Origin of the sequence: Mycobacterium sp., assembly GCF_965277065.1 — a bacterium.
Taxonomy (GTDB): domain Bacteria; phylum Actinomycetota; class Actinomycetes; order Mycobacteriales; family Mycobacteriaceae; genus Mycobacterium.
Window position 1 is genome coordinate 30,763 of sequence record NZ_CBDIBT010000006.1, and the last position, 12,725, is coordinate 43,487.

Genomic DNA, 12,725 nt, shown 5'->3' on the forward strand with positions numbered 1-12,725 from the left:
GAATATTCCGCGGGCATGAGTGGCTTTACCCAGCATGCTGCGTTCCGGGTCGTTGGGCCGCGGCTCAGGAGTTCTACCGGAGGCTGCCGATGAGATACGGTTTGCGGTATCCCAGGTAAAGGAGCACGGTCGATGAGGATTCCCCTGACAGCGATGGCCGCGACGGCGATCGCTGCGACGCTCGTGGGGGTGTCGGGCTGCGGCAGCGATTCGAAAACAGCGACGCCGTCTTCAGGATTCAGCACCACCCCACACCCGGCGATCAACGACTACACCACGCTTCTGATCAAGGCCAGTGACATCAAGGCACCTGATCCTTTCATTGCTGGGCCGGCCACCAAAGACCCGAATGGCCAACAGGGCGCGACGATCACGTTCGCTGACCAAGATCACAGCCACGCGATCATCGACACGATTCAGATTCTGCCGGACATCGAAGCCGCAGCCAGCGCGCTTGACTCGGCGAAGGCAACGCATCGCGAGACTCTTCTCGCAAAATCGCTGAACGCCGAAGTCGGGGTGGGCGGCTCGACGATCTCGGGATTGTCGCCGGACCACTCCAAGGGAGTGACGGTGCTGGTGTTCACCGAAGGCAAGGCGATGGTCACGCTGGAGTTCGACGGGCCCTCTTTCGCGCTGGCGCCACCGGAATTCGTCACCGAGGTCGGGCAAAAGCAGGACGACGCCGTCAAGAAGGGTCTCGGCGGCTGACTTTAGCCGGTCGGGTTCGGTTGCGGGTCAGCAGTTTCGGCCGCCCGAGCCGGCAGCGGGCGGATGAAGCCCAGCGGCGAGAAAGCGAAAGCACGCCCCGACAGCACTATTTACCATCGAAGGGCTACTCAAAACGCCTCGGGATCCCGCTGCACGTCGGCCGGCACCGGATGGTTGTAGAGCCGTGATGCGTTCTGCCACGTGAACTTTCGGATCAGATGCGATGGCAGGTCGCCGATCTGCTCGTGCACGGTCGCCTGGGTGTGCGGCCATGTCGAGTCGCAGTGCGGGTAGTCGGCTTCCAGCATGATGTTGTCGTCGCCGATCCGCTCGTGCTGCACGAACGAGGATTTGTCTTCCACGGCGCAGAACCAGAAATTGCGGGTGAACACCTCGGCCGGGGTCAGGCTCTCTCCCAGCGCCGCCCAGGTACCGTACATCGCGTGATAGCTGAGCATGTGGTCGAGTCGATCCAATAGTCCCGCGACCCAGCCGATTCCGCCCTCCGACAAGCAGATCTTCAGATCGGGGAATCTACTCGGCAGTCCCGAGTACAACCAGTCGACGGCCGCCGAGATGGCGTAGGCGAAGAACAGCACGCCCTGTACATCCGGCGGTGCGTCGTCGGTGGTCGACGGCGACGAGCCGGACGATCCGATGTGCAGGTTCACCACGGTCCCGGTCTCCGCGCACGCGGCCATCATCGGATCCCAGAGGCCCGAATGGATGCTCGGCAATCCCAGCATCGAGGGGTTCTCGCTGAACGTGACGGCGTGAAAGCCACGCTCGGCGTTCTCGCGGATCATCTGTGCGCCGAGTTCAGGATCCAGCAGCCAGGGCAACTGGCACGGAATGATCCGGCCGGGGAACGAACCGGCCCACACGTCGTGATGCCAGTCGTTCCATGCCCGCACCGAGGCCAGGGCCAGATCGCGGTCGTTGGTCACCTGCTGCAGCCGCTGACCGGCGAAACCCGGAAGAAACGACGGAAAGTTCAGTGACGCGTAGACGCCGTTGAGGTCCATGTCCTTGACGCGTTCGCGGATATCCCATGCGCCTCTGCGCATCTCGTCGAAGCGCACCGGCTCGAAGCCGTACTCGGACACCGGCCGCCCAACGACCGCGTTGAAACCGACATTCGGCAGCACCTGGTCGTCATAGACCCAGGTTTGACCTCCGTCGGCGGTATCAACCACTTTCGGAGCCCGATCGGCAAACCGCTGCGGTAGACGGCCGGTGAAGGTGTCGGGCGGTTCGACGATGTGGTCGTCGACGGAGATCAGTGTGTATTGGCGCGACGCCCGGGGCGGATCAGGTAGTAGCGTGACCGACCGTTCCTCGCCGGTCTTGGCGGTGGTGAAGCTCAGATTGGTGGCCAGTTCGTCGATCGATTTCATCGCAAGCCACTCAGCTCAGTACCGCAGGATCGGCCTTGATGGTGAGGCGGGTGGCGCCCGCCCAGTAGACGTCAGCCGCCCGTTCGATCAAGGATCGCTGCATACCTGCCATGTCCGTCCAATTCATCTGCGCAGGCTCCTTGCCCGTGAGCAGCACGTCATAGGCCAGCTTGCAGACCCGCTCGATCGATGCGGCGCGGTACACGGCTTCGGCCAGGTTGCGGCCGGTGGCGATGACGCCGTGATTGGCCAGCACAGTGAGATTCGCCGTACCGATACGGGCCGCGAGATCAGCTGCGCGGGTGGCACTGTCGATCTCGCCGTCGTACGCATCGACCAGGCAGAGGTCGTCCAGGAACAGCGAGCCGGTCTGATGGAGCAATTCCGGCAGCCTGCCCAATGCGGCGAGCACGCACACGTAATACGGGTGGTTGTGGATGACCACCCGTGCGTCGTCGCGAACGCGATGCAGTTCGGTGTGGATATGGATGGCCGGCGTGACATCCCAGCGGCCGCTGACGACCCGCGCATCCGCGTCGACCACGCAGATGTCCGAGGCGGTGATCTCCTGCCACCAGAGTCCCCACGGATTGACGAACATGTCGCTCTGCCCATCCGGTTGCCAGGTGATGTGCCCGGCCAGGTTCTCGGCGAACCCGATTCCCGCCAAGTGGCGGAACGCGATCGCGAGCGACTGCTCGTTGGACAGGTCGACCCCGATCGGCGGAACCACCGATGGCGCCCACACCTCCAGGCCACCTCGGCGAGCCTCAGGCACGTTCATGATCGGCCTCCATCCTGGCGTGAATATCCTCACGAAGCCGGCCCTTGGCGATCTTGCCGCCGGACGATCTCGGCAATTCGTCGACAACGACGAGTCGCTCGGGCAACAGTTCCTTTGAAACACCTGCGGCCAACAGGTACTCGGCCAGCGCAGGCAGGTCGACGGCCTGCGAGTCGACGAGTTCGGTGTAGAGACAGACCCTTTCGCCGAACACCGGGTCGGGCATTGCCACCGCCGCGGCAACTGCGATCGCGGGATGCATGGTCGCCGCGTCCTCGACGTGAGCAGCGCTGATGTTCTTACCGCCGCGCACGATGAAGTCCGAGGTGCGGCCGGTGACGCTCAGGTAGCCGTCGGCGTCGATCTCGCAGATATCGCCCATCCGCATCCAGCCGTCGCGGGTGAACAACGTGTCGTGGTCAGTGCCGCCTAGGTAGCCGAGGCTGGTGGCCGGGCCTCGGCACGCGGGCTGGCCGCGTCCCGTTCCGGTGACGTCCAGTTGTCCCTCGAAGAGCCGCACCGACATCTCGGGCACGATGCGGCCGGCGGTCCGCAGGCGGCGTGGCTGCGGGTCGTCCAGTGTCGTGGCGCTCAGGATGCCGGTCTCATTGGAACCGTAAAACTGCAGAATCTTTGCACCGGTCAGCTTTTCGAACTCCGCTGCCGGCCGGTACGGGAGCGACTCCCCGCCGGTGAACACGACGCGCAGCGAACTCAGGTTGTACTCCCGGGATGCGGTGTCGGCGATCAGCATGGTCAACTGCGTACTGACACAACACAACACGGTAACCCGATGCTTTGCAATCGCCTCGCAGGTGGCTCGCACACTAAAGCGGTCCAGGATAACCGCAGTGGCGCCCAGGAACATCGGCGTCGTGTGACTGGTCCAAATGCCGAATCCGAACGGCATGGGGATGACGGGCAGAACAATGTCGTCCGACGTCAGGTGTCCGTTGGCGACCGCTTTCTGGTGGAAGTAATACCAGCGGTTCTGGGTGTGCACCACGCACTTGGGTGACCCGGTGGTCCCGGACGTCGAGTTGATCAAGAACACGTCGTCGGATTCGAGCGGGTGGCCCGCCCGCACCGCCGCCGGCGCGGCCTCGAGGTCGAGTCGCAGTCCCCCGGTGCCGTGCGCCAGCACCACTACCGGCACGGAGTGGACGGCGGCATCGGCCGCGGCACGGATCGCGTCGTCGGCCCGCGCACCATCGCTGACCAGCATCTTCGGTTGTGAGCTGTGCAGGATCGCGGCAACCTCGCGGGTGCCGGCCCGCGCGCCGATCCCGACGACGACCGCCCCGCAGCGCTCGACGGCGACGAAGAGCGCGTGAAGGGCGGCCGAGTCGCCGTGCCACACCGCGACCCGATCATCTCGCGCGATTCCGGCGCCGGACAACTGCTCCGCCAAAGCCGTTGCAGCACGGTCGAAATCGCACCACGTCAACGACGAGCCGTGGTGGTCGATGTACGCGAGACGATCCGGGTGCTGCTCGGCGTTGCGGGCTACCGCCTGGGACAGCGTCAGGTCTGACCACCAGCCGGCGGCTCGGTAGCGCGCCGATTCCTCGTCGGTGAAGGCCGGCGAACCCACGGTGTCCAGACCGCCGGTGCTCATCACCCGATGATATGGGGAGGTGCTGCTGACGTGACCGGCATTCGACGATCAGCTCGGCTGCCGCAGCGGAAGGCCGGCCGCGAGGTAGATCGCATCGATCACGGTCATGTTCTCGATCGCATCCTCGGGCGTGGTTTTCACCGGCTCACCGCGCAGAACCGCGGCGGCGAAGACGTCGAGTTGATACGCATACGACGCACGGCGCGGAAAACGCTCGATACGTCTGCCCTCCGGCAAACGAATGGTCAGACGGTGGATGAAATGCGGTGTGACCGGGTTGAACAGCGACAACTCGCCTCGCTCGCCGACGATCCGGGTGCTGATCTCGAGGAGCCGCAACGACCACATCGAGCAGCGGACCTGGCCGGTCTGGCCCTCGGCGAACTCCAGCTCGGCCGTCATCGCACGGTCGATCTGCGGGTCGTGCAGTTTGGCGTGGGCCGAGACCACTTCCGGGGTCGACCCGCCGAAGGTGCGGACCATGTGGACGGCATAGCAGCCGGCGTCCATCAGGGCTCCGCCGGCGAGCGCGTAGTTGTAGCGAATATCGGAGAACTTCGGCAGCGGGAAGCACAACGAGGCCTCGACCCGCTCGAGTTTGCCTAACGCACCCGAGGCAATGATCTGCTCGGTTCGCAGTGTCAGCGGATGGTAGCGGTAGTGAAACGCCTCCATCACCACTCGGTTCGACTTCGCCGCCACCTCGGCGACCTCGCGGGCCTCGGCGGCGTTGGCGGTGAACGGCTTCTCACATAGCACGTGCTTGCCGGCGTCGAGTGCGGCGCGAGTCCATCTGCCGTGCAAACCCTTCGGCAGCGGGTTGTAGATCGCATCCAGTTCGGGGTCGGCGATCAGCGCCTCGTAGCTGTCGTGCACTCGCGGGATGTCGTTCTTGGCAGCAAACGCCCGAGCCCGCGCAGCGTCGCGTGCGGCTACCGCAGTGACCGCAACGTCAGGGTTGTCCTTCGCCGGCCTGATGAGCGCCGACGGGGCGATGCTCGCCGCGCCCAGCACGCCGATCCGCAGTGGTTCTCCGTGTTCAGACACGGAGAGAAGCTAACACTTCGCTCTACAGGCAGCGCGCGAAACATAGTAATACTCAGTTTCTTTCACGAAACTCGACATCCGCGCCGGCTCATTTTTTTCTCAGCGAGTACATCTGATTTATTAATGCCGCACGCAGGGATGGCGCTTACCGTCCCTCTATGTCCCCGATTGGCGAGCTGGTGCAGTTCCCATCGACTCTCTGGACGCCGCCGGTGCCATGTTATTGCGGCGCAACAACATTTGTCCGCGCGCCATGTCTGGCCGGTAGTCGTCAATGACGTGCGCGGCAGAAAAGTTCGGGTGTTGACCAGATGTCAACACCTCGTAGAAACAGCTGTGGGTGTCTCGCCGAGCGGGCGCCCGGTTGCGGAGATTTTCCACATTTGATTGCCGGGCACAGCGCCCGTCCTGCCCAAGGAGGAACGCGATGATCCCGGTCGAGTCGCTTAAAAACGAAATGCGAAACTGCGCCGTTGAATTGCGGCAGCTCGCGTACACACTCCAGAACGGGATCGGTGAACACGATCTGCTCCGATTGTCGGAACGGATGCGCGCCGCAGCCGACCAGGTAGTCCGCAGCGGGGCTTAATTACTCGCTGCGCCAGGCGGTTTCGGGGAGCCACCCTCGCTCGGCGAATATTTGGGGCAGTATTCAGCGGCCGAGAGCAGGACGAACTTCCGCACGCCGTTCCCGCTGAATGACGGGTTCTGCGATTGCAGGTTTTTCTCGATATCGGCCTGAGGAGTCCCCTTATCGGCCAAATCGCAGATGCCCTTGGCGACCTTGACCGCCTTATCGGGGTCTTGATAGGTAAGCCCGGCAGCGTGGAGTTGCTGGACGAAGTCCGCGTCGTTATTGGGAGGAGTCGGAGGGTCGGCGTACGCCGGCGCCGCACCAATGGTCACGGCGGCGACGCCGAACAGCAGCATCAGACGTTTCATGGTTGGAAACTCTTCCAAAGATGCGGTCAGGGCGCAGCCCCGCCTCCGCACAATTGGACTCATAGCTAGCCCAAGTTCAGCCGGCGTTAATGACGTTGTGGCCCACCGGATGCATTAGCGCGTGTCGGATTCCTCGTCGCGCTCCGCGTCAGCCACCGTCAAGGGCAGCGCCAATTCTTCGAGTGGACGTTGCTCGGCGTTGATCCCTAGCCATAGTTCGACCAGACCCGACGTCGCCATGACGGTCGCCCCGATGAGAAACGACCACATGACCTCGCTGCGCTGACCGGACTCGATCAGGTGCCCGAACAGCAGCGGCCCGCTGATACCGCCGATGGCGGTGCCGACGGCGTAGAAGAACGCGATGGCCAAGGCCCTGGTCTCCATCGGAAAGATTTCGCTGACGGTCAGGTAGGCGGCGCTGGCACCGGCGGAGGCCAGAAAGAAGGTGGCGGCGAGGACGCCGATGAAGGCCCAGACCCCGCCGGTCTGGGTGACGAAGAGGACCGCGAGAACAACCGCCACCGCCCCCGAGCCGATGTAGGAGATGGTGATCATCATTTTGCGGCCGATGGTGTCGAAAAATCGACCGAGCACCAAGGGTCCGAAGAAGTTGCTCAGCGCCCACAACACGTAGAACTGCGGCACCTTCGCGGCGTCGACTCCATAGAAGCCGCTCAACAGGGTGCCCAGATTGAACGTCACGCCGTTGTAGAGAAATGCCTGCCCGATGAACAACGCCAATCCGAGCACGGCGCGCCGCGGGTAGAGCAGAAAAGCAACTTTCGCGATCTCGACAAATGAAATCGTCTCGCGCTGGCGGACTTTCAGCGGCTTTCCGGGCGGTTCTGGAAGCGGCTGACCGGTCTCCTGCTCGATGCCGGCCTCTATGTCGCCGACGATTTCCTCGGCTTCCTGGTTACGGCCGTGAATGAACAGCCAGCGTGGGCTTTCCGGGACATTGCGCCGCACCAGGAGGACGAATATTCCGAAGATGGCGCCGATTCCGAAAGCCAACCGCCATCCCAGGTCGGGGGGAAAGTTCGAGGTATTCAGCAGAAGCAGCGCTCCGCCCGCTCCGGCGGCCGAGCCCAGCCAGTAGGTCCCGTTGATGATGAGATCCACCCGACCGCGCACCCGTGCGGGGATCAATTCGTCGATAGCTGAGTTGATCGCGGCGTACTCGCCGCCGATGCCGGCGCCGGTGAAGAACCGGGTAAGAAAAAAGAACCACGGCGCGAACGCGAACGCCGTCGCGACCGTGGCGACCAGGTACACCGCGAGCGTCAGGATGAACAGGTTGCGCCGCCCGAAGCGGTCGGTCAGGTGGCCAAAGAACAACGCGCCCAGGCACGCTCCGGCGATGTAGAACGCGGCCGCCGTGCCGATGTCCGCGGCGGTGAGCGCGATGCCGCTGCCCTTTTCGGTGAGGCGCGACGACACGTTGCCGACCATTGTCACCTCGAGGCCGTCCAGTACCCATACGCCGCCGAGGCCGATCACGACGCGCCAGTGGAACCGCGACCACGGCAGCCGATCCAGACGTGCCGGTACGTGGGTGGTGATGATTCCGGTTTGGGCGCCGTCGCTCACGTTTCCCCGTTTCTCGTCAGATCCCGTAGACGTTCAATTGATCAATCCGGGCGGGTCAGCACTGTCGACCGGAACCGGCAGATCGAGCTGCATCCAGGCGACGTCGTGCCAACGGTCATGCTTGTATTCAACGCGCCGATACAGACCGGCATCTCCGAACCCCATCGATCGGTGAAATGCGTTGCTGGCTTCGTTGGGCTGAGTGATACCGGCCAACGCTCGTCGGTAGCCGCGCTCGCCGAGGCGGGTCAAAAGTTGCGTGTACAGTGCGCGGCCTCCCCCGCGACGATGATGATCGTCGGCGACATACAGGCCGGTCTGGACTGACCACTGAAAGGCGGGAAGGCGGTTGAAGGCGTTCCCGTAGGCGAATCCGATTGTCCGGTCGTTCTTTTCGAGGACCAACCACGCGTGCGTCTCGCAGGCTGCGGTGATCCGCTCCGCCATCTCGTCGACGGTTGGGACGTCGAGTTCCCAACTCACCGCGGTGTTCTCGACGTAAGGGCGGTAGATCGTCAGGCATCCGCCGGCGTCCTGCGGGCCGGCCTGGCGCACACGGGTGTTGATGACGGGCATGCCGCCAGTCTTGCAGTCGGACGTCGGCGCTGTGCGCCCGTCGACGATCGGCCGGATCCTGCCGGTGATGTTAGGTTCGAACGGCGGAGCGAAGGAGTGGGATGTGAGTACGTATTTCTGGGGTCTGCTCGCGTTGATCGCCCTGGCGGTGACATTTCTGCTGTTGTCCATCGGAACGTTCTACGCGCGGCGGTTGGAGGCGGAACCCAAGCTGCCGTTCGGCGAGGAAATCCGGGCCGCGCCGCGCGTCATCAGGAAGTTGCGGAAACGCGAAACCATGACAAGAGAAGAGTTCGAGTACGCGCAGCGCATTGTCGCCATCCGCGGCAACCCCATGGCCTTCTGCATCCCCTTTACGTTGTTCGCGCTCTCGACCTACTACGTCTTCGGGTGTCTGGAGTATCTGCAGGGAGCCACCCCGTCCGAGCGATCGTTCATTGGCGTGATCCCGATGCTCACCTCGACGAACCTCGCCATTCAACTGCTGCGCGCCAAGCGACTCAAGGGTCGTTTGCGGACGGCGGAAGTAGCGGGCTGAGTCCCTGGTTGTCTGCGCTGCCGAGTGCATCGGCAGGTGATAACGTTCCGCACGTTGTAGTCGTTCCCGTTCTGTACTGGTAACGTCATGACGTGCCCATGTCAACCTGATTGATATGCGCTCGCCGACGACGGAGTCGGCTCAGAGCACGAGGTCCGGGGAAGCGCGTTCCGAAAGGTGATCCAGTGAGTCCTCGTCCACACGGGCGGGCTGTCCTGTCCAGATTCTGGATGCCGCTGGTTGCGGTGATTGCCGTGAGCGTCGGCCTGGTGTGCATGTACAAGGTGCACCAATTCTCCGAGCCGGAGCCGGTCATCACGGTAAACGGTCCGCAGGCGCCGGAGGAATTCAACATCAAACGGCTCACGTATCAGGTGTTCGGCCCCGTCGGAAAGACCGCGAAGATCGTGTACGTCGACATCGCCGGGCACCCCCACCCGGTCGACGTCACCTTCACAACGGAGCCCTGGAGCCACGACGAGACAACCACACTGACAGTGGCATCCGGTGCGATTTCAGTGCATGTCCACGGCGGTCCGCTGCGCTGCCGCATGCTGGTCAATGGCATGCCCCCGCCGCCGGAGTCCGGCGTCCCCGAGGCTTCGGACAATCATCCGGACGCGGACGTCCAGTGCAGGGTGAAATCCGCATGAGCGAGCACCGGCTGGATGAACCCCGGGTCAAACGCCCGTTCCTGCCCAGGATGGTGCGTCGATTCGCGATCCCACTCATCTTCTTCTGGGGTTTTTCCGCGGTCACGATGACTGCGTTCACGCCCAAGGTCGAGGACGTCGCGGAAGAACTCGCCGGTCCGATGGTCCCGCACTATGCGCCGTCGCAGCGCGCGCTGCTGCACATCGGCGAAAAGTTTCACGAGTCCAATTCGACGAATTTGACCATGGTGGTGTTCGAAGCGCAAAGCCGACGACTCGGCGACCAGGACCACGCGTACTACGACGATTTGGTGAAGCGCTTCGAACGTGACACCAAGCACGTGCAGTTCGTGATGGATCTCTGGGGCAAACCGTTCACGGCGGCCGGGGCGCAAAGTGTGGACGGCAAGTGCACGTACGTGTTACTGCGTCTGGCGGGCGACATCGGCCAGATGGAGGCCAACGAGTCGGTCAACACGGTCCGCAACATCATCGCCAAAGACCCGCCCCCGCCGGGACTCAAGGCTTTCGTGAGCGGCGCGGCGCCACTGGCCTCGGATACGTTGAGCATCGCGAACTCGAGCTTGAACAACGTCACGATCATCACGATCCTGCTCATATTGGTCATGTTGATGTTCGTCTATCGCTCACCACCCACGCTGCTGCCCGTTTTGCTCGGCGTCCTCATCGAGATGCTGTTCGCCAAGGGGCTCATCTCATTCCTCGGGCATCACGGATTGCTCGAGTTGTCCTCGTTCGCCGTCAACATCGTCATCGCACTGACCTTGGGCGCCGGGACGGACTACGGCATCTTCCTGATGGGGCGCTATCACGAAGCTCGGCAAGCCGGAGAGAGCCGCGAAGACAGCTTCTACATTGCCTATAAGGGTGTCACGCCGATCATCGTCGGTTCGGGGCTGACGATCGCCGGTGCGTGTTTCTGCCTGACGTTCGCGCGATTGAACTATTTCCACACTATGGGGCCGGCGGTCGCGATCACGATGCTGTTCAACATCGCCGCGGCGATGACGCTCGGCCCGGCGATTTTGACGGTGGGCAGCCTGTTCGGGATGTTCGATCCGCGACAGGCCGCCAAGGCGCATCTGTACCGACGGATCGGCGCGAGCGTGGTGCGCTGGCCGGTGCCGATTCTGGTCGCCAGTTCGGCCATCGTCATGTTGGGGGCTATCTTCGTGCCGAGCTACCGGCAGAACTACGACGACCGGCAGTACCAGCCGCACGATTCGAAGTCGAATCTGGGTTTCCAGGCCGCCGACCGGCATTTCCCCAAGAGCAAATTGTTCTCCGAGATGCTGATGGTGGAAACCGACCACGATATGCGCAACTCGGCCGACTTCATCTCGCTGGACCGGGTTGCTCGGGCTCTGATCCGCCTGCATGGTGCGGCGATGGTGCAGGGCATGACCAGACCCTTGGGCCGACCGCTCGAACACGCCAGCATTCCCTACCTGTTCACGACTCAGGGCAGCGGCAACGGTCAACAGCTGCCTTTCAACAGGGAGCAGAACACCAACACCGACGAGCAAGCAGAGATCCAGTCGCACTCCGTCGAGGTGCTGCGCAAGGAGATCGTTTTCTTCCAGAAGGTGTCCGACGAGCTGCATCAGACGGCTCTCACCATCGCGGAACTGCAAAAGGTCAGCGAGGACATCAGGGACGAAGTATCAAATCTCGACGATTTCTTCCGCCCCATCAAAAGCTACTTTTATTTCGAGAAGCACTGTTACGACATTCCCATCTGCTTCACGTTCAGATCGGTGTTCGACACGATCGACAACATCGACAAGTTGGCTGAACAGATCAACTTCGCCAGAATCTCTATCGAGGAGGTCGACAAAACCTTCCCGAAAATCATCGCGCAGCTGAAAGCCACGGCCGATGACACCGAGGCTTTGAAGGCAAAGTTGGTCAACTCGTACGGTTCTGCCGACCTTCAGTCCCTGGCGACCGAGCAGACGTTCGATGACTCGGTCAACGTCGGAAACGACTGGGACAAATCGCGCAGCGATGATTTCTTCTACATCCCGCACGAGGGTTTCGACAATGAAGACGTCAAAACCGGCGAGAAATTGATGATTTCGCCGGACGGCAAGGCGGCCCGGTTCATCTTCACCCACGAGGGTGACGCGATGGGCCCCGAAGGCGTGGAACATGTCGAAATGTTCCCCGATGCAATAAAAACGATCCTCAAAGAGACGTCGCTGGCCGGGGCCCGGGTCTATATCGGTGGCTCGGGAGCCACCGACAAGGACATCAAGGGATATGCCGCATCGGATCTGCTCATCGCGGCCATCGCCGCCTTTGTGCTGATCTTCCTGATCATGATGTTCATCACGCGAAGTCTGGTGGCGGCGTTGGTGATTCCTGCGACGGTGGCGTTCTCCTATGCCGGCGCGTTCGGGTTGTCGATCCTGCTCTGGCAGCACTTGATCGGGCTGCCGTTGCATTGGCTGATCTTGCCGCTGACGTTCATCATCCTGGTGGCGGTGGGATCGGACTACAACCTGCTGCTGATCAACCGGGTCAAGGAAGAGCTTCACGGGGGCATTCACACCGGTCTGATCCGGGCGCTCGGCAGCACAGGCGGCGTGGTGACGTCGGCCGGTCTGGTGTTCGCGTTCACCATGCTGGCCATGCTCACAAGCGGTCTGCGAACCATCGGTCAGATGGGTTCAACCGTCTGCATCGGCCTGCTACTCGACACGCTGATCGTGCGTTCGTTCGTCGTGCCGTCCATCCTGGCCATCCTGGGACCGTGGTTCTGGTGGCCGACAGTGGTGCGCCGTCGCCCGCTTCCGCAGCCAGCTCGTGACTAGCCGTCATCTGCTCGTAAGAATTGCTCGGC

At 62.7% G+C, this 12,725-nt stretch carries 11 protein-coding genes; 4 read left to right on the forward strand and 7 right to left on the reverse strand.

Annotation, left to right across the window (positions count from 1 at the left end; all coding sequences use genetic code 11):
• Positions 1–132: 132 nt before the first annotated feature.
• The gene (locus ACQY5A_RS00715; RefSeq protein WP_428338441.1) at positions 133–711 is read left to right on the forward strand and encodes a hypothetical protein; all 579 of its coding nucleotides are present in this window, start codon (positions 133–135) and stop codon (positions 709–711) included.
• A gap of 128 nt (positions 712–839) precedes the next feature.
• On the opposite strand, the gene ACQY5A_RS00720 is transcribed toward ACQY5A_RS00715, so the two are convergent.
• From ACQY5A_RS00720 to ACQY5A_RS00750, 7 genes are all read right to left on the reverse strand, one after another.
• The gene (locus ACQY5A_RS00720; RefSeq protein WP_428338442.1) at positions 840–2,108 is read right to left on the reverse strand and encodes an amidohydrolase family protein; all 1,269 of its coding nucleotides are present in this window, start codon (positions 2,106–2,108) and stop codon (positions 840–842) included.
• Between the two features lie 10 nt (positions 2,109–2,118).
• A complete protein-coding gene (locus tag ACQY5A_RS00725) occupies positions 2,119–2,892 on the reverse strand; it encodes a class II aldolase/adducin family protein (protein WP_428338443.1) in 774 nt (257 codons plus the stop codon).
• Complete coding sequence (locus tag ACQY5A_RS00730) at positions 2,879–4,510, reverse strand: class I adenylate-forming enzyme family protein (RefSeq protein ID WP_428338444.1); 1,632 nt, start codon at positions 4,508–4,510, stop codon at positions 2,879–2,881. Before ACQY5A_RS00730 ends, ACQY5A_RS00725 begins: the two co-directional genes overlap by 14 nt.
• A gap of 48 nt (positions 4,511–4,558) precedes the next feature.
• A complete protein-coding gene (locus ACQY5A_RS00735) occupies positions 4,559–5,557 on the reverse strand; it encodes a Gfo/Idh/MocA family protein (RefSeq protein WP_428338445.1) in 999 nt (332 codons plus the stop codon).
• Between the two features lie 585 nt (positions 5,558–6,142).
• Entirely contained in the window at positions 6,143–6,499 is a 357-nt protein-coding gene (locus ACQY5A_RS00740; protein ID WP_428338446.1) for a DUF732 domain-containing protein, read from the reverse strand.
• Between the two features lie 114 nt (positions 6,500–6,613).
• The gene (locus ACQY5A_RS00745; RefSeq protein WP_428338447.1) at positions 6,614–8,092 is read right to left on the reverse strand and encodes an MFS transporter; all 1,479 of its coding nucleotides are present in this window, start codon (positions 8,090–8,092) and stop codon (positions 6,614–6,616) included.
• A gap of 33 nt (positions 8,093–8,125) precedes the next feature.
• The gene (locus ACQY5A_RS00750; protein ID WP_428338448.1) at positions 8,126–8,668 is read right to left on the reverse strand and encodes an N-acetyltransferase family protein; all 543 of its coding nucleotides are present in this window, start codon (positions 8,666–8,668) and stop codon (positions 8,126–8,128) included.
• Positions 8,669–8,699: 31 nt separating this feature from the next.
• Here ACQY5A_RS00750 and ACQY5A_RS00755 point away from each other — a divergent pair, with 31 nt between their 5' ends.
• The 3 genes from ACQY5A_RS00755 (at position 8,700) to ACQY5A_RS00765 (ending at position 12,696) form a co-directional block, all read left to right on the forward strand.
• Positions 8,700–9,206 (forward strand): hypothetical protein, encoded by a 507-nt coding sequence (locus ACQY5A_RS00755; protein ID WP_428338449.1) that lies wholly within the window; start codon positions 8,700–8,702, stop codon positions 9,204–9,206.
• 230 nt (positions 9,207–9,436) lie between these two features.
• Positions 9,437–9,859, forward strand: coding sequence for an MmpS family transport accessory protein (locus ACQY5A_RS00760; protein ID WP_428338508.1), 423 nt, complete (start codon positions 9,437–9,439; stop codon positions 9,857–9,859).
• A complete protein-coding gene (locus ACQY5A_RS00765) occupies positions 9,856–12,696 on the forward strand; it encodes an RND family transporter (protein WP_428338450.1) in 2,841 nt (946 codons plus the stop codon). The genes ACQY5A_RS00760 and ACQY5A_RS00765 overlap by 4 nt, the downstream gene beginning before the upstream one ends.
• The last annotated feature ends 29 nt before the right edge of the window (positions 12,697–12,725 follow it).